16 protein-coding genes and 1 riboswitch are annotated in these 17,107 nt (G+C 64.8%); of the genes, 7 read left to right on the top strand and 9 right to left on the bottom strand.

Going from position 1 to position 17,107, the window contains the following annotated elements; translation table 11 throughout:
- Positions 1-16 precede the first annotated feature (16 nt).
- From ACQKPE_RS08635 to ACQKPE_RS08620, 4 genes are all read left to right on the top strand, one after another.
- Positions 17-1,237 (top strand): benzoate/H(+) symporter BenE family transporter, encoded by a 1,221-nt coding sequence (locus tag ACQKPE_RS08635; protein ID WP_427664938.1) that lies wholly within the window; start codon positions 17-19, stop codon positions 1,235-1,237.
- The gene (locus ACQKPE_RS08630) at positions 1,234-2,484 is read left to right on the top strand and encodes an OprD family porin (RefSeq protein WP_427664937.1); all 1,251 of its coding nucleotides are present in this window, start codon (positions 1,234-1,236) and stop codon (positions 2,482-2,484) included. Before ACQKPE_RS08635 ends, ACQKPE_RS08630 begins: the two co-directional genes overlap by 4 nt.
- Positions 2,485-2,567: 83 nt before the next feature.
- A complete protein-coding gene (locus ACQKPE_RS08625) occupies positions 2,568-3,644 on the top strand; it encodes a metal-dependent hydrolase (protein WP_427664935.1) in 1,077 nt (358 codons plus the stop codon).
- Positions 3,641-4,345 (top strand): TraX family protein, encoded by a 705-nt coding sequence (locus tag ACQKPE_RS08620; protein WP_427664983.1) that lies wholly within the window; start codon positions 3,641-3,643, stop codon positions 4,343-4,345. The genes ACQKPE_RS08625 and ACQKPE_RS08620 overlap by 4 nt, the downstream gene beginning before the upstream one ends.
- 55 nt (positions 4,346-4,400) lie before the next feature.
- Here the strand turns inward: ACQKPE_RS08620 and ACQKPE_RS08615 are convergent, their stop codons facing one another.
- On the bottom strand, positions 4,401-5,231 hold the full coding sequence (locus ACQKPE_RS08615) for an oxidoreductase (RefSeq protein ID WP_427664933.1): 831 nt from the start codon (positions 5,229-5,231) through the stop codon (positions 4,401-4,403).
- Positions 5,232-5,361: 130 nt separating this feature from the next.
- On the opposite strand from ACQKPE_RS08615, the gene ACQKPE_RS08610 reads away from it, so the two are divergent.
- The gene (locus ACQKPE_RS08610) at positions 5,362-6,264 is read left to right on the top strand and encodes a LysR family transcriptional regulator (protein ID WP_427664931.1); all 903 of its coding nucleotides are present in this window, start codon (positions 5,362-5,364) and stop codon (positions 6,262-6,264) included.
- A gap of 15 nt (positions 6,265-6,279) precedes the next feature.
- On the opposite strand, the gene ACQKPE_RS08605 is transcribed toward ACQKPE_RS08610, so the two are convergent.
- Positions 6,280-7,290, bottom strand: a complete 1,011-nt coding sequence (locus ACQKPE_RS08605) for an aldo/keto reductase (protein ID WP_427664929.1) — start codon at positions 7,288-7,290, stop codon at positions 6,280-6,282.
- Positions 7,291-7,383: 93 nt separating this feature from the next.
- Complete coding sequence (locus ACQKPE_RS08600; protein WP_427664928.1) at positions 7,384-7,587, bottom strand: hypothetical protein; 204 nt, start codon at positions 7,585-7,587, stop codon at positions 7,384-7,386.
- 227 nt (positions 7,588-7,814) lie between these two features.
- On the opposite strand from ACQKPE_RS08600, the gene ACQKPE_RS08595 reads away from it, so the two are divergent.
- Positions 7,815-8,018 carry a YbdD/YjiX family protein gene (locus tag ACQKPE_RS08595; RefSeq protein ID WP_427664926.1) on the top strand — a complete coding sequence of 68 codons (204 nt, stop codon included), beginning with the start codon at positions 7,815-7,817 and terminating at the stop codon, positions 8,016-8,018.
- On the opposite strand, the gene ACQKPE_RS08590 is transcribed toward ACQKPE_RS08595, so the two are convergent.
- The 4 genes from ACQKPE_RS08590 to ACQKPE_RS08575 form a co-directional block, all read right to left on the bottom strand.
- On the bottom strand, positions 8,015-9,037 hold the full coding sequence (locus ACQKPE_RS08590) for a FecCD family ABC transporter permease (RefSeq protein ID WP_427664924.1): 1,023 nt from the start codon (positions 9,035-9,037) through the stop codon (positions 8,015-8,017). The genes ACQKPE_RS08595 and ACQKPE_RS08590 overlap by 4 nt on opposite strands.
- Positions 9,037-10,005, bottom strand: coding sequence for an ABC transporter substrate-binding protein (locus ACQKPE_RS08585; protein ID WP_427664922.1), 969 nt, complete (start codon positions 10,003-10,005; stop codon positions 9,037-9,039). Before ACQKPE_RS08585 ends, ACQKPE_RS08590 begins: the two co-directional genes overlap by 1 nt.
- Positions 10,002-10,778, bottom strand: a complete 777-nt coding sequence (locus ACQKPE_RS08580; protein ID WP_427664920.1) for an ABC transporter ATP-binding protein — start codon at positions 10,776-10,778, stop codon at positions 10,002-10,004. Before ACQKPE_RS08580 ends, ACQKPE_RS08585 begins: the two co-directional genes overlap by 4 nt.
- Positions 10,779-10,888: 110 nt before the next feature.
- A riboswitch (cobalamin riboswitch) is annotated at positions 10,889-11,094 on the bottom strand.
- A 47-nt stretch (positions 11,095-11,141) separates the two neighbouring features.
- The gene (locus tag ACQKPE_RS08575; protein WP_427664918.1) at positions 11,142-11,999 is read right to left on the bottom strand and encodes an NmrA family NAD(P)-binding protein; all 858 of its coding nucleotides are present in this window, start codon (positions 11,997-11,999) and stop codon (positions 11,142-11,144) included.
- 114 nt (positions 12,000-12,113) lie between these two features.
- Here ACQKPE_RS08575 and ACQKPE_RS08570 point away from each other — a divergent pair, with 114 nt between their 5' ends.
- Positions 12,114-13,016, top strand: coding sequence for a LysR substrate-binding domain-containing protein (locus ACQKPE_RS08570; RefSeq protein ID WP_427664916.1), 903 nt, complete (start codon positions 12,114-12,116; stop codon positions 13,014-13,016).
- Positions 13,017-13,036: 20 nt separating this feature from the next.
- Here the strand turns inward: ACQKPE_RS08570 and ACQKPE_RS08565 are convergent, their stop codons facing one another.
- Both ACQKPE_RS08565 and ACQKPE_RS08560 read right to left on the bottom strand, forming a co-directional pair.
- Positions 13,037-13,708, bottom strand: coding sequence for a response regulator (locus tag ACQKPE_RS08565; protein WP_427664914.1), 672 nt, complete (start codon positions 13,706-13,708; stop codon positions 13,037-13,039).
- Positions 13,683-17,084 (bottom strand): ATP-binding protein, encoded by a 3,402-nt coding sequence (locus ACQKPE_RS08560; RefSeq protein ID WP_427664913.1) that lies wholly within the window; start codon positions 17,082-17,084, stop codon positions 13,683-13,685. The genes ACQKPE_RS08565 and ACQKPE_RS08560 overlap by 26 nt, the downstream gene beginning before the upstream one ends.
- Positions 17,085-17,107 lie beyond the last annotated feature (23 nt).

Here is a 17,107-nt window from a genome sequence, read left to right as displayed (position 1 = left end):
GATCCAAAGAGGCCCCATGAAGAACCTACTCAAGGACAGCTCGCTGTCCGCGATCCTGGCTGGCCTGTTGGCCACGCTGATCTCCTACGCCGGCCCACTGGTCATCATCTTCCATGCCGCCGAAGCCGCCGGACTATCCCACGGCGAGCTTTCATCGTGGGTGTGGGCGATATCGATGGGCAGCGCCGTGCTGGGCGCGCTGCTCAGCCTGCGCTATCGGGTGCCGGTGGTGATCGCCTGGTCGATTCCAGGCTCCGCACTGCTGGTCAGTGCCTTGCCCCAGGTAGGCCTGGCGCAGGCTGTCGGCGCCTACCTGATGGCCAACCTGGTGCTGCTGGCGATCGGCGTCAGCGGCGCCTTCGACCGCATCATCGCGCGGCTGCCGGGGTCGATCGCCGCAGGGCTGCAAGCCGGCATCCTGTTCAGCTTCGGCGCCGAGGTGTTTCGCGCCTTGCCTGTGCAACCGCTGCTGGTGCTGTCGATGTTCACCGGCTACCTGCTGGTGCGCAGGCTGCGGCCACGCTACGCCGTGGCGGCGGTGCTGGTGATTGGCGCGCTGGTCACCGTGGCCACAGGGCAACTTCGGACCGAGGCGCTGGTGCTGGAACTGGCGTCACCACAATGGATAACCCCGCAGTTCAGCCTGGCAGCGTTGTTCAACCTGGCACTGCCACTGGTGCTGGTGGCGCTGACCGGGCAGTTCATGCCGGGCATGGCGGTGCTGCGCAATGCCGGGTACAGCACGCCCGCCAGCCCGTTGATTCGCGCCAGTGCCCTGGGCGGGGCGCTGCTGGCGCCGTTTGGTTGCCACGGCCTGAACCTGGCAGCCGTTACCGCCAGCCTGTGCACGGGGCGCGAAGCCCATGAAGACCCGCGTCGTCGCTACGTAGCGGCAGTTGCCGGTGCGGGTTTGTACCTGTTGCTGGGCGTGGCCGGTGCCACCTTGATGTCGCTGTTCGCCGCCTTTCCCGCTGCCCTGGTGGCGGCACTGGCGGGCCTTGCGCTGTACGGGGCGATCAGCGAGGCCCTGACACGCAGCCTGGCCGAGCCGTCCGAACGCGATGCTGGGCTGTTCACCTTTCTTGTGACCGCTTCGGGCGTGTCCTTCCTCGGTCTTTCCGCAGCGTTCTGGGGCCTGCTGTTCGGGCTTGCCGCCCATGCCTTGCTGCGCCTTCGCGCGGCGTCCGCTGCAAACGCTTCATCCATAACAACAAGATCAAGAGAGCTATCGGAATGAACCACACGCCATGCGTAGCCCTGAGCCTTGCAGTGCTCAGCCAACCCCTGCTGGCCGCCGAAGGCGGATTCTTCGAGGATGCCAAGGCCAGCCTCAGTGCCCGCAACTACTACTTCAGCCGCGACTTCTCCGATATCGTCGGGGCCAACCAGCAGTCCAAGGCCGAGGAGTGGGCCCAGGGCTTCATCCTCGACTTCAAGTCTGGCTACACCCCCGGCACCGTGGGCTTCGGCGTCGATGCCCTGGGTCTGCTGGGCATTCGCCTGGACAGCAGCCCCGACCGCGTCAACACCGGCCTCTTGCCGGTGCACGGCGATGGCCGCGCCGCTAGCGAATACAGCCGCCTGGCGCCGACCTTCAAAACGCGTTTGTCGAAGACCGAGCTACGTATCGGCGAGTTGCAACCGAACCTGCCAGTGCTGGCTTTCAGCGACATCCGCCTGCTACCACCGACCTACCAGGGCGTAAGCGTCAACTCCACCGAGCTGCAAGGCCTGACCTTGCAGGCGGGCCACCTGAGCAGCACGCACCTGCGCAACGAAGGCGGCGACGGCAAGATGAACGCCATGCTCGGCCACGTGCCCATGCGCCAGGCCGAAAGCGATGCTTTCAACTATGCCGGCGCCGACTACGCCTTCAATGCCAACCAGACCACTGCCAGCCTGTGGTACGGGCAGCTGGAAGATATCTACGAACAAGGTTTCCTCGGCCTCAAGCACAGCAAGCCGCTGGGCGACTGGGTGCTCAGTGCCAACCTGGGTTACTACAGCGCTCGCGAGGATGGCGATGCCTTGCTTGGACGCATCGACAACCAGGCGTTCTTCTCGCTGTTCACCGCCCGCCACGGCGGCCACGCATTTCACGTCGGCTACCAGGGCATGTACGGCGACAGCCCGTTCCCACGGGTATTCGCCAATATCACCCCGCTGGGCAACGAGGTGCCAACCTACGAGTTCGCCTACACCGACGAGCGTTCGTACCAGGTGCGCTACGACTACAACTTCGCAGCCCTTGGCATTCCGGGGCTGACGGCGACGGTGCGCTACATCACCGGTGACAACGTCGACACCGGGCGTGGCTTCGAGGGGCGTGACCGCGAGCGTGACATCGACCTGGGCTATGCGGTGCAAAGCGGGGTGCTCAAAGGGTTGGGAATCCGGGTGCGCAATGCCATGGCGCGCTCGAACTACCGCAGCGACATCGACGAGAACCGCCTGATCCTGGTGTACACCTGGCAGCTGTTCTGATACTGCTGGTATCGGTTTGGGGTTTGCACAGCGGGCCGGGTTGCAGGTAGTTTCCCGCAATTACCTGCACAGGAAGCGTTTCCGTGGACTCAATCACCCAAGCCGTGCTGGGCGCGGCCCTCCAGGGCACCGTGCTGGGCCGTATCCAGGGGCGCCGCGCCTTGCTCTACGGCGCTGCCCTGGGCACCGTGCCCGACCTAGATGTGGTCATCCGCTATGCCGACCCGGTCTCGCAGATGACCTATCACCGGGGCTTTTCTCACTCGATCTTCGTGCTTACCGGCCTGGCGCTGTTGCTGGCCTGGCTGGTGGCATGGCTGGGCAAACGCTACTGGCCCGAAAAAGGCTACCGGTGGCCACGCCTGTTCCTGGCGTTCTGGCTGGTGCTGGTGACCCACCCGATACTCGATTCGTTCACGGTGTACGGCACCCAGCTGTTCTGGCCCTTGCAGTTCACACCGGAAAGCTGGGCAGCGGTGTTCATCATCGACCCGATCTACACTGTGCCGCTGTTGGTCACGGTGCTCTACGCCGGGTTGCGTGGCTTGGCCGGGCGCGCCGTGCCGTGGATGGCTGCCGCCTTGGTGTTCAGCACGGCATACCTGGGCTTCGGCCTGGCCGGGCGCATGGCCGCCGAACAGCGTTTCGCCGAGGCACTGCAGCAGCAGGGGGTGGCCACGAGCGAAGTGCGCGCGATACCCATGGCCTTCAACAGCCTGGTCTGGCGTGTGCTGGCCAAGACCCCGGATGGCCATTACTACGAAGGCGTCAGCAGCTTGTTCGACCGCCAGGCGCCCGAGATGCAGCGTCTGTCGTTGAACCCCGAACTCGCCCAGGCGCTGGCCAATGACCCGCTGCATGCACGGCTGCGCTGGTTCACCGACGACTGGCTGCGCTATGACGCGATCGACGGCACCCTGGTGGTGACCGACCTGCGCATGGGCATTCCCGGCAACTACACCTTCCGCTTCAACATGGCCCACCGCGATGGGCAGGGGCAGTGGGTGACCGACACGCCCACGGCCTGGGTCGGCGCGGGTGTTAGCTCGATGTTCAACCTCAATGACTTGCAGTTGATCTGGAGCCGCATTCTCGACCAGCAACCGCCACTGCCGCTGGCCACCTGGACCACCCGCTACCTGGGCGAGGCCCGTCCCTGAGCAGGCGTTCGGCCGGGCTGGACCTGGTCAAGTGGACGGCGATGGCAACCATGCTCGCCGACCACCTGCGTTTCCTCTGGCCTGCCACCGATAGCCTGTTCGTGCTGGGGCGGCTGGCCTTTCCGCTGTTCTGCCTGGCAATCGCCTGCAACGTCTTGCGCAGCATGCCCGGCACATTGTTCAACCGGGCGAACGCACGCTACCTGGGCCTGATGCTGCTGTTCTCGCTGCTGTCCGAAGGGCCTTACCGCTGGCTGGACAGTGGCTCGCAGACACTCAGCGTGATGCCCACGCTGACCCTGGGCCTGCTGCTGGCCTGGGCCGTTCATCACCCCCAGACCTTGGCGCGCGTGGCGGGTGTCGGCGTGTTGGCGCTGGCGGCGCTGTGCAGCGAACGACTGATGTACGGCCTGCCGGGCGTGCTGCTGCCCGCCGCGTGCCTGTTGGCGTTGCAGCAGGGCGGGCGGGGATGGCTGCTGGCGGCTGCGCTGGCCATGTCCGGCAACCTGACCAACAGCTGGTTGTTCGGCCACCTGTCGCAGCCCTTCACCTGGCTGGTGCTGGTCACTGCCGCTCTGGCGCTGCCGCTGGGCAAGGGGTTGCTAGGCTGTGATGGTTGGCGAGTACCGCCGGTGGGGCGCTGGGGCTATGGGTTCTATCCGCTGCACCTGCTGGCGATCAAAGGTCTTTTGCTGATGTAACGCAATGAGCCCGCTGCACAAGTGCAGCGGGCTCGTTTGCCAAGCGCGGTGTCGTTTACTGGGCGAAGTCGGTGGACATCGCCAGTTCGCGCCACTGCACCAGCTCACCCTCGACGAAGGCATGCTTGGAAGCGATTCGCGCCACCGCGTCGCTGCCCAGCGGCAGGCGCTGCGGCGGGTTCGCGGCGTTGACCAGCTCCAGCATGGCCTTGGCGAACTTGTCCGGGTCGCCCGGCTGGGCGTGGTTGGCGGAGGCGGCGAACTTGCGCATCTGGCCGACGGTTTCGTCGTAGTCCGACAGTTCCAGGGCGGTCTTGATCAGCGATTGCTCGTCGAGGAAGTCGGTGCGGAAGAAGCCAGGTTCCACCACGGTGACGTTGATGCCCAGCGGCGCCAGCTCTTGGTGCATGGCCTCGCTGATGCCTTCGACGGCGAACTTGGTGGAGCCGTAGACGCCCCAGCCCATGTAGCCTTGGTAGCCGCCCAGCGACGAGATGTTGATGACGTGGCCGCTGCGCTGACGGCGCATGTGTGGCAGGACAGCGCGGGTGACATTGAGCAGGCCGAACACGTTGGTGGCGAACAGGCGCTCGGTTTCGCTGGCGCTGGTTTCCTCGACCGCACCAAGTACGCCGTAGCCTGCGTTGTTGATCAGTACATCGATGCGGCCGAAACGCTTGATGCCTTCTGCGACAGCCTGGTGAGCGTCTTCTTCGCGGGTGACGTCCAGGCGCACGGCCAGCAGGTTGGGGTGCTCGCCCAGGCGGGCCACGACATCTTCAGGTTTACGTGCAGTGGCGATGACCGCGTCGCCGGCCGCCAGGGCCTGTTGTGCGATCAGGGTACCGAAACCACGGGAAGCGCCAGTAATGAGCCAAGTACGCATGTGTCAACTCCTCCTGTAATGAACCCTGCGTTTCGCGGGGCTTTCTCGATGAGTTGACGCTACTGTACGGCTCAGCTATTTCTGTGATAATCCCACAAATTTCTCATTGTCCTGTGAAGAGTATTCACTAATGAAATCACCCAGCACGGCCGACCTCTCGCTGTTCCTGTGCATCGCCAGGCACTTGAACTTCAGCCGCGCAGCGGTGGAGCTGGGGCTTACACCCTCGGCCCTGAGCCATGCGCTGCGGGCATTGGAAACCCGCCTGGACGTGCGCCTGTTCAACCGCACCACCCGCAGCGTAGCGCTCACCGAAGCGGGCGAGCGCCTGTACCAGCGCCTGCAACCAGCGTTTCGCGATATCGCCGATGCACTGGAAGACCTCAACAGCTTCCGCGACAAACCTTCCGGTAATTTGCGTATCACGGCCGGGCGAATAGGGGTGGAGCTGGTGCTGTTGCCATTGGCCAACCGCTTCCTGGCGCTGTATCCGGACGTACGCATGGAGATCAGCGGCGATGATGCGCTGGTGGATATGGTGAGTGGCGGTTTCGATGCGGGCGTGCGTCTGGGCGAACGTTTGCAAGCCGACATGGTGTCGCTGCCTATCGGGCCTTACCTGCGTTCGGTGGTAGTGGGTTCGCCAGCGTTCTTCGAGCGCCATCCGGTGCCGCAGCAACCCCAGGACTTGCGTGGCCTGCCGTGCATCGGCCATCGCTTCCCCAGTGGCGCGCTGTACCGCTGGGAGTTCGAGCGGGGCGGCATGCGCCTGGAGGTGGATGTGCAGGGGCCGGTGGTACTGGATGACGTGCGCATGATGACCGGGCCGGCGCTCGATGGCGTGGGCTTGGCCTATGTATTCGAAGACATGGTGCGCGAGCACCTGCAAAGTGGGGCGTTGGTGCAGGTGCTGGGGGACTGGTCCTACTACTATCCGGGCTTCCACCTGTACTACCCGAGTCGCCGCCAGGTGCCGGCGGCGCTCAAGGCCTTCATCGAGTTCGCCCGCAGCCAGCGGGACTTGCCCGCCTGAGGCGGGCAGTGCGATTCAATTGCGCGGCAAACGCCCGCTGACGAAGTGCGCCACATCGTTGAACCCCGGCGTTGAGGCATGCCCAGGCGTTACCAGCGAGTCGATGAAGGCTTCGTCCTCGGCGGTGATCTTCACCTCCAGCGCCCCGGCGTAGGTTTCCCACTGCTCCTCGGTACGCGGCCCGACAATGGCCGAGCTGACCAACTGGTTATTCAGCACCCAGGCAATGGCGAACTCGACGATGCCGACACCCTTGGCTTCGGTGTAGGCGTGGATCTTCTGGGCGATGGTCAGCGACTCCTGGCGCCATTCCACTTCCATGATGCGCTTGTCCTGGCGCCCGGCGCGGCTGCCCTCATCGGGCGTTGCGCCGGGGGCGTACTTGCCGCTGAGCACGCCACGGGCCAGCGGGCTGAACGGCACCACGCCCAGGCCATGGAAGGCGGCGGCCGCCAGTTGTTCGGGCTCGGCCTGGCGGTTGACGATGTTGTACAGCGGCTGGCTGACTACAGGCTTGGCCACCCCCAGGCGCTCGGCCAGGTTGCAGATTTCGCTGATGCGCCAGCCACGGAAGTTGGACACGCCCCAGTAGCGCACCTTGCCTTGTTGCAGCATGTCGCCAATGGCCCGCACGGTTTCTTCCAGCGGCACCTTGTGGTCTTCGCGGTGCAAGTAGTAGATGTCCAGGTAGTCGGTGCCCAGGCGGGTCAGCGAGGCTTCCAGGGCATTGAACAGGTGCTTGCGCGACAGCCCGCTGCGGTTCGGCAGGCCATCGGCGGGGCCGTAGCCGGCCTTGGTGGCGACGACCCAGTCCTGGCGGTTGCGCGCCACGGCCTCACCGACGATCTCCTCGGAGCGCCCGGCGTTGTACACGTCGGCGGTGTCGATGAAGTTGATGCCTTGGTCCCAGGCACGGTCGATGATGCGCAGCGACGCTTCGGTGCTGGTCTGTTCGCCGAACATCATGCTGCCCAGGGTCAGGGCGGAGACTTGCAGGCCGGAGTGGCCGAGGGGGCGGTAGAGCATGCGCAAATCCTTGTCGTCGCGGGGAGTGAATGGCCTGTTTTACACAGATCCGCCCCGCTTTGAAAGCGCATGCCTACGCCCCGTGTGGCGTGGTCAAGAGGCAGGGCGTTCGGTGCTGCCCTGGGTTTGTGGCGCTGGCTGAGCGTCGCGCTTGGCCACGGCCTCCTGTTGCTGTTGCTGGCGTTGCATCGCCCACTGGTCGCTGCGCTCCTTGAGGCGGTCGGAGCCGCCTTCGGCGAACGCAGAGGTGACGGTGGTGGCAGCCAGCAGGGTAAGGGCGAAAGTAAGGGCTTTCATGGGGCAGTTCTCCATCATCGATTGATCGAAGGCGTGCAATACGCCGAACGAGGCCGATAATGGGCAGGCAGGATTTTCCCAGGATTAACGGCAATGACCGCCTGTCCTCGACAGGTAGGGAACCTGCTACAAAACAATACAAAAACTTCGCGGCCCGACACATTGCCGATACACGCGCGAGGTCTCATGATGTCTACCTTCACGCACGTGCACACGGAGCACCGTCCATGTCCAGCAACAAACTCCAACGCGCCATCCAATGGTTGGGCCGGTTCACCCGCCTGCTGGTGGGCATGCCTGACTACGAGCAGTACGTGGCCCTGCGCAAGGCCAACCATCCCGGCGAGCCGGTGATGAGCCAGAAGGAATTTTTCCGCGAACGCCAGGAAGCGCGCTATGGCAAGCGCCAGTGCAACACGCGCTGCTGTTAAGCCTTCCTGCGCAGCAGCACGATGAAGAACAAGCCACCGATGGCGGCGGTGGCGATGCCGATCGGCAGGTCCTGAGGTGCGATCAGGGTCCGTGCACCCACATCCACCCACACCATGAACAGCGCGCCCAGCAACGCACACACCGGCAGCAGGCGACGATGCTCGGCGCCTACCAGGCGCCTGGCCACGTGGGGCAGCATCAGGCCGACGAAGCCGATGGCACCGGACAACGACACCAGCACCCCAGTCAACAAAGCGCTGCCAATGAACACCTGGGCACGTACCCGACGCGTGTCGAAGCCCAGGCTCACAGCGGTCTGCTCGCCGCTCATCAGTGCATTCAGGGCTCGTGCCAGGCTCATCAGTACGACAAAGCCCGCCATCACGCAAAGCGCTGGCAGCCATAGCAGCGACCACTGCGCCAGGCCTAATCCACCGAGCATCCAGAACATCACCGAACTGGTGGCGTGCGGGTCGCCGGTGTACAGCAGCAGGTTGGCCGCCGCCATCACCACGAACGACACCGCTACCCCGGCCAACAGCAGGCGATCGCTTTCCAAGCGTCCACCCCGGCTGGCCACGCCCAGCACCAGCAGCATGCTGCCCAGCGCGCCAAGGAAGGCCGCCAGCGGCAAGCTGAAGACGCCCGCGAACTGACCCAGGAACAGCACCACCATGACTGCGCCGAACACCGCACCCGCGCTGACACCGAGCAGGTGTGGGTCGGCCAGCGGGTTGCGGGTCACCGCCTGCAACGCCCCACCGACCAGCACCAAGCCGGCACCCACCAACGCGCCCAGCAACACACGTGGGGCGCGGATCTGCCAGACGATCTGCGCCTGGCCACGGCTGAAGTCGCCGCCATCACCCAGGCCGACGTTCTGCAACACGATGCCCGCGACCTTGGCCAATGGCACCTGGGCTGCACCGAAGCCTAGCGACAGCAGGCATGACAGCAGCAGTGCGGCAAACAGTGCGATGATCAACCAACGGTAAGCCACGGGGTTACGCACAGGCATCAGCGCGGTGCCTGCGCGATCAATTGCGGGTGCAGGGCCGCAGCCAGGGTTTCAATGGCCGCAGCGTTCTCCACCGACGGCGTTACTTGCAGATATGACAGCACCACGAAGCGCTGCTTGCGAATGGCCTCGACGCCGCCCAGGGCGGGGTGCTGCAACAGGAAGTCACGCTTCTGCTGCCAACTGGTGGGGCCGTAGTCGACGATCACGATCACCTCGGGGTCGCGCTCTACCACGCTTTCCCAGCCAACCTGGGTCCAGCTGGCCGCCACGTCGGCCATCACATTGTCGCCACCGGCCGTGGCGATCAGCGCCTGCGGCATGCCCAGGCGCCCGGAGGTGGTGGGGCGGTCTTCACCGCTGTCGTAGAGGAACACTCGTGGCCGCTCGGCGGTCTTGGCCAGCGCCTTACTCACCTGCTCGACCCGCTGGCGTAGTTGGGCGACCAGCGCCTGCGCGCGTTCGCGCACGTCGAAGATGCGCCCGAGGTTGTCCAGGTCACGGTACAGATCCTCGAGGCTTGCCGAACGTTGCGGCATGATCCACGAACAGGATTCGCTCAGTTCGTACACCGGGATGTCGAACGGCGCCAGGGTCTGCGGCGTGACCGGCCCGCCAATACGCATGCCGTAGTTCCAGCCGGCGAACAGCAGGTCGGCGTTCACCTCCAGCAGGTTCTCCACCGAGGCATAACGCGGGGCGATTTCCGGCAGGCCCTCCAAGGCCTTGCGCAGCGCCGGGTCTAGGGTCTTCCAGCCGCTGATACCGCTGTAGCCGACCATGTGCTCGCGCAGGCCCAGGGCCAGGAGCATGCCAGTGAGGTTGATGTCGTGGCTGACCGCGCGGGTCGGCGCCTGGGTGAAGGTGACGTCGCGTTCGCAACTGCGCACGGTCAGCGGGTAGTTGCTGGCCTGAGCGGCGAGGGGCAGGGCGGCCATCAGGGCCAGGCAGGGGAGCAGGGCTTTCATGCGGGGGTGATCCAGGTAATGCGTGGGTGGGAGGCCAGCGGGTGGCGGTCGACCAGCGCCTGCACGCCGAACACCTCGGCCAGGCAGTGTTCGGTCAGCACCTGGTGCGGCGTGCCGTGGGCGACGATGCGCCCGGCGTCGATGACGTACAGGCGGTCGCAGAAGGCCGCCGCCAGGTTCAGGTCGTGGAAGCTGGCCAGCAGGCTCAGGCCGGTGCCGCGCAGTTGTTGCAGCAGCGCGAGCTGGAAACGTGGGTCGAGGTGGTTGGTCGGCTCGTCGAGAATCAGCAGCTGGGGTTGCTGCACCAGCGCCCGGGCCAGCAGCACCCGTTGCTTCTCGCCGCCAGACAGACGTGTGAAAGCCTGGTCGGCCAGGGTGTCCAGTTGCAGTCGGGCCAGGGTGCTATCGACCAGGCCTGGCTCGCGGTCGCCTTCCAGCCACCCCAGGTGTGGCGTGCGGCCCATGGCCACGACATCGCGCACGCTCAGGCCGAAGTCTTCGGGAAACTCTTGCAGCATCACTGCAATGCGCTGGGCAGCCCAGCGCGGTGGGCGCTGCCAGATATCTTCGCCAGCGAGTGCCACGCGCCCCTGGTGCGGGCGGTTGAAGCGGTAGGCGCAGCGCAGCAGGCTGGTCTTGCCACTGCCGTTGGGGCCGATCAGGCCGACGAATTCGCCAGCGCCGACGGCAAGGTCGATGCCTTCGAGCAGCGTTGCCTGGCCCGGGCCGGGTGCCCAGTGCAGGTCTTCGATGCGCAAAGTAAGGGAGGACATGGCGTTGCGACCGTTGCAAGGTGAGTTCGACCCGAACGGAGGACGCGCTGGAGGGCTCGATGGCAAGGGTATGCCGCGAACACCGGCCCGCGCCCGCCCACCGCGGGAGTTGCCAATTGCTGTACCAGGCCGGTCTCCGGGCTTGCGAGGGGCATGAGGCATTCACCTTCCCATGCCGGCTGGCACAGTGGTGTATCGAATGCATCGCTCGCTTACCGTTGCGGGGGCAGCGCCGGACTACTCGCAAGGCGAGGCACCGGCTTCCCGTTTAATCCCCTGCACGGCGGCAGGGGACACCTGGAACAAGGGGCGCATCTGAGCATTTATGGGGGAAAGCGTCAACCGGAGTGGCCCTCGACGCATTCAAACCTTACGTTCGACCAACCCGGCCAGTACCGTCTCTAGTGCAGTGCTGCCCCGGCGCGGTGTACCTGCGAAGTCGATCCAACCCTGGTTGAAGCCGTCGAGCATTTGCATGCGCGGTAGCGGGTTATGCATGCCCTGGTCGCGAAACAACTGTTCCCAGGCCTGACGCGGCACGGCTTGGGCCTTCACCTCGCGACCCAGCAGGCGGCCTAGGGTACTGGCCAGCTCCAGCGGGGTGATGCGCTGCGGGCCTTCCAGTTCGATCACGCGCACGCCGTGCCAGTCTTCTTGCAACAATGCCGCTGCCGTGCGGCCGATATCGGCCGTGGCGACCATTGACACCGGTTTGTCCAGCGGTTGCAGGAAGCTGTGCAGTACGCCTTCGTCACGGGCCGGGGCGATATCCCACAGGCTGTTTTCCATGAACCAGCCAGCGCGCAGGAATGTCACCGGTATCGGCAACTGCCCCAGCTGGCGTTCCATCTCGCCGAGTTGCGACAGCAGGTTGGGCTGGTCGGCCTGGGCGCCGATGGTCGACAGGCACACAACCTTGCGGGGAGCGCAGGTACGCAATGCTGCGTGCAGGTTGGCAATGATGGCACGGGTTTCAGGGTAGTCGGGGCTAGGGTCGAAGTTCGGTGGCAACAGCACGAAAACACCCTCGGCACCGGAAAATGCCTGGATCAGAGCGGGGCGGTCATGCATGTCGGCAATCGCTACGCGGCAGCCTTCCGCCAGCCAGGACTCGCCCTTGGCAGCATCGCGCACCACGGCGCGCACCTCCTTGCCTGCGGCGAGCAGGTTGCGAGCGACGGTGCTGGCGACTTGGCCGGTGATACCAGTGATGACGTACATAGAGGGGCTCCGATTGAGCGCGGCGCAGTGCCGCGATGAGAGCCAGTGTGTGGTGCAGCAATTGATTAATCGATAACATCACTGTCATTTAATAAATGACATAACGGCATAAATATGGGCTTTGATGAACGCAGCCTCAACGGCATGAGCGTATTCGTGGCCATTGCCGACAGCGGCAGCTTTGCGGCTGCCGGCGATGTCATGGACATGTCGCAACCAGGGATCAGCCGCGCACTGGCACGGTTGGAAAAGCGACTGGGTATTCGTCTGTTCGACCGCACCACGCGTTCGGTCACGCTGACTGATGAAGGCCGACGCCTGTACGAACAGGTAGTGCCGTTGCTGGCAGCGCTGGATGAGGCGGCTACCTCGGTGACCGCAGGGGCGCAGGTTGTGCGTGGGCGCCTGCGGGTCAATGTCGACCCGTTCTTCGCTCGCCTGATGCTAGGGCCCGCGCTCGGAGGGTTTCTCGATGCGCACCCGCAGCTGGAACTCGAGCTGATCACCCGCGATCGTCTTGGCGACATGGTCGCGGACGGTTTCGACCTAGCCGTGCGCTTCGGCGAACCGCGGGCCTCCAGCCTAGTGGCGCGCAAGCTGCTTGATACCCGCATTCTCACGGTGGCGGCACCGGCCTACCTCAAGCGCTTCGGTTGGCCACGCACGCCTGCTGAACTGACCGAGCATCGTTGCATCCAGTTTCGCGATCCGCAGAGTGGTCGTCCGTTTCCCTGGGAGTTTCACCGCGCCCAAGAGCGCGTCGAGGTCGACACACGCGGGCAACTGCTGGTCAACGATGCCGGCAGTTTGCACAGCACCTGCCTGGCTGGGTATGGCGTGGCCCAGGTAATGGCGCTGGGCTCGGAACTGTTGCTGGCTGAAGGTCGTCTGGTGGAGTTGTTCGCCGATTGGCCGGATGAAGTGTTTCCGTTGTATGCGTTGTACCCGTCGCGGCACAACCCGCCGGCCAAAGTTCGAGCGTTCCTGGCGTTCGTGTTGGAAGTGGTGGGGCAATAGACGCGGCATCAGCGGTCGAATCACACCCGTTCTGCCATCGCCGCCAGCGCCACTGACATAGCCGCCGTACGGGTCTCGACCCCCAGCTTGATGAACACATGCTCCAAGTGCTTGTTCACCGTGCGTGGGCTGAGTTGCAAGATATCGGCGATGTCCTTGTTGGTCTTGCCGCAGCTCACCCAGCGCAACACTTCGACCTCGCGCTCGGTGAGCTGGAAGCGGCGCGACAGCGTGCCGTAGGCCGGGGCATGGTCCAGGCCGATGGGTTGCGAGGCTTGCCGCGCCGCCTGCAGGATGCGTGCGGTGCGCAGGTGTGAGGCTACCCGGGCGAGCACTTCGGTGCACTGGATTGGCTTGGTGACATAGTCGATGGCACCGGCCTCGAACCCTTCCACCACATGCTCGCTGTCGGTCAGCGCGGTCATGAATAGCACCGGAATGTCGGCCGTGTCGGGCTGCTGCTTGATGCGTCGGCAGGTTTCGAAACCGTCGAGCCCGGGCATCATGGCGTCGAGCAGGATCAGGTCGGGGCGCCTGCGTTGCAGGCGGCTCAGCGCACTGCTGCCGTCCAGGGCCACCAAAACCATGTAGCCAGCAGCGTCCAGGGCATCGGAGAGCAGCGCGAGGTTGTCCGGGGTGTCGTCGACGATCAGGATCACGCCGTGATCAGCGGGTGAGGTCAGGGCGCTCATTGAGGGCCTCCTTCAGTTGCTGGCTGAGTTCATCCAGGCGAAAGCCCTTGGCCAGGGTGCGCAGCCTGGCGACGAACGCGGCGCTGTCGGTGCTGCTGCATTCGAGCAGGTCCAGTTTTTGCTGGATACCGCGCATGTAGCCAAGCCCGCACAGCTCGTAGAGTTCCTCGAGGTCCTTGCGCGGCGGCAGTTTGCACGGCGGCTCGCTGGCCTGGACGGTCAAGGGTCGGCGTTGCCAGCGCAGTTGCAGGTTTCGGGCGAGCAGGTCGAGCAGTTGTTGCAGGTGTACAGGCTTGGCCAGGTAGTCGTGCTCCATGCACGCCAGGTCGCTGTCCTTGTCGTCGGTAAAGGCATTGGCGTTGGCCGACAGCACGATCACCGGCGCCTGGGACAAGGCGTTGCGGCGAATCAGGCGCAGGGTCTGCCAGCCGTCCATGTCCGGCATCGACAGGTCCATCAGGATCAGGTCCGGGTGGTGCAGGGACACTTGCCGAATGGCTTCGTGGCCATTGGCCGCCTCGATCATGTCGAAACCCAGCGGGCCAAGCAGGCCGGCGATGACCTTGCGGTGCTCGATATGATCGTCCACCACTAGGATGCGCTGGCGTTCGCCTTCGTAGCCGACCACGTCGTGGTCGAGCGCGATGACCGCCTTGGGTACCCGCACTTCCGAGAGAAACAGGCGCACCTGGAAACGCGTGCCTTCGCCGGGCTGGCTGGTGACCGACAAGGCCCCACCCATCAGCGATGTCAGCATCCGCGTGATGGTCAGGCCCAGGCCCACGCCTTTGTCCTGGCGTTCCAGGCCACCGCGTTCGAACGGTTGGAAGATGCGCTCGATCTGCTCCGGCGCGATACCGATACCGCTGTCGATCACCTCGAAAATCGCCGTTTCCCGGCGGTAGCTGACGCGCAGGCACACCTCGCCGCTGTCGGTGAAATTGACCGCGTTGCCCAGCAGGTTGATGAGGATCTGCCGCACCCGCTTCTCGTCGCCGCGCACCACCGTCGGCATGCGTCCGACCAGGTCCAGGCGAAAGCCCAGGCCTTTTTCCCGCGCGGTGCCGGCGAACATCTGCTCCAGGTCGCTCAAGAACTGCTGCAAGAGAATCTCCGAGGGTTCCAGGCGCAGCTTGCCGGCCTCGATCTTGGCCACGTCCAGCAGCCCGTCGATCAACGACAGCAAATGCGAGCTGCTGCGCAGGATGGTCGCCAGCGGGTCCTGGTGCTGAGCAGGGGTGGCCGGGTCGCGCTGGAGGATCTGGGTAAAGCCCAGAATGCTGTTCAGCGGCGTGCGCAGTTCGTGGGACAGCCCGGTGACATAGCGGCTCTTGGCGGCATTGGCCGCTTCCGAGGCTTCTTTGGCTTCCTGTAGCGCCTGGTCGGTCTTGTCGTGGGCCTCGATCTCCTGGATCAGCAACTGGGTCTGGCGTTCCGACTCCTCCAGCGCCACCCGCCGGCTTTCCCGGGTCAACACCACCCACCAGGCGAGCACCCCGGCGAACACGCAGAAGGTCAGGAAGGCCTTGAGAAAGGCCAGCAGCAAGGTGCGATAGGCCTCTGGCGACTGGTCGACCAAGGCGTGGGCGACCTGGCTGTAGATCAGCGCAAGTGCGCCGGACAAACCCAGCACCAGGATCGCCAGCAAGCCCAGGTACTGCGCCAGGCGCGTGTGCAGGTAGCGGCGGGGCAGGCGGGGCAACAGGCGGCCGAGCAGGTCTTCGAACTGCATCGACAGGCGCGCCCGTTGCTTGCAGCGGTCGGCGCAGCGCGCGTCCAGCGAACAGCACAGCGAGCAGATCGGCGAGCCGTACGCCGGGCACCAGGCCATGTCGGCGGTCTCGAAGGCGTTGTTGCACAGGCCGCATTGCAGGTTGGTCTGCGCGCCACGGGGGTATAGCAAGGCTTCAGGGCTGGTGCGGGCGATGTAGTAGCGGCCACGGGTCAGCCAGGCGAGCAGCGGCGTCACCACCAAGGCGATCAGCAGCGAGATCAGCGGCGGCGCCGCCTGGGCCGTTTCGCCAAACAAGCCGAAATGGGCGCCGAACGCCGCCAGCGAGGCGATCGACATGGCGCCGACGCCGACCGGGTTGATGTCGTACAGATGCGCGCGCTTGAACTCGATGTGCTTGGGCGACAGCCCCAGCGGCTTGTTGATCACCAGGTCCGCCACCAGCGCGCCGATCCAGGCGATGGCGATGTTGGCGTACAGCCCCAGTACCTGCTCGATGGCGTCGAGCACGCCCAGTTCCATCAGCACCAGGGCGATGATCACGTTGAACACCAGCCAGACCACCCGCCCGGGGTGGCTGTGGGTGACCCGGGCGAAAAAGTTCGACCAGGCCAGGGAGCCTGCGTAGGCGTTGGTCAGGTTGATCTTGATCTGGGAAATGATGACGAACAGGGTCATCGCCGCCAGCGCCCATTCCGGCGAGGCGAACACATAGTGAAAGGCGACCAGGTACATCTGCGTGGGCTCGATGGCCCGCTCGATGGGCACCTCGTGCTGCAAGGCGAGGAAGGCCAGGAAGGCCCCGGCCATGATCTTCAGGGCACCGGGAATGATCCAGCCGGGTCCGGCCATCAGCAGCGCTGCCCACCAGCGCTTGCGGTTGGCTGCGGTTTTCTCGGGCAGAAAGCGCAGGTAGTCGACCTGTTCACCGATCTGGGTCACCAATGACAGCGCGACACTGAATGCCGCACCAAACAGCAGCAGGTTGACGGTGCCGCCTTCGCCCTCGCGGCCGGCGAAACCGGTCAAGTCGCTGAGCACATCCGGGTTCTTGCTGATCACGAACACATAGGGCACCAGCAACAGGATCAGCCACAAAGGTTGCGACCACATCTGCAGGCGGTTGATCAGGGTAATGCCATAGGCCACCAGCGGAATCACCACCACCGAACAGATGACATAGGCCAGGGCCAGCGGAATGCCGAAATACAGCTCCAGGGCCAGGGCCATGATCGCCGCTTCCAGGGCGAAGAACAGGAAGGTGAAGCTGGCGTAGATCAACGAGGTGATGGTCGAGCCGATGTAGCCGAAACCTGCGCCGCGGGTCAGCAGGTCCATGTCCACGCCATAGCGCGCGGCGTAATAGCTGATCGGCAGGCCGGTCAGGAAGATCACCAGCGCGGCTGCGAGAATGGCCCACAGGGTGTTGCTGAAGCCGTAGCTCATCACCAGCGCGCCGCCGATCGCCTCCAGGGCCAGGAACGACACAGCGCCCAGCGCGGTATTGGCGATACGTAGCTCGGACCATTTGCGAAAGGCCTTGGGCGTGAAGCGCAGGGCGTAGTCTTCCATGGTCTCGTCGGCGACCAGGCTGTTGTAGTCGCGGCGGATCTTGACGATGCGTTGAGGGCCTGAAGGTCGCACGGCGCCAACTCCTGACGGGGGCT

It is taken from the genome of Pseudomonas sp. NPDC089554, assembly GCF_050280645.1.
Lineage (GTDB): Bacteria > Pseudomonadota > Gammaproteobacteria > Pseudomonadales > Pseudomonadaceae > Aquipseudomonas.
The sequence above is the reverse complement of the archived record's forward strand: the minus strand, read 5'-3'. Positions and strand labels throughout refer to the sequence as shown.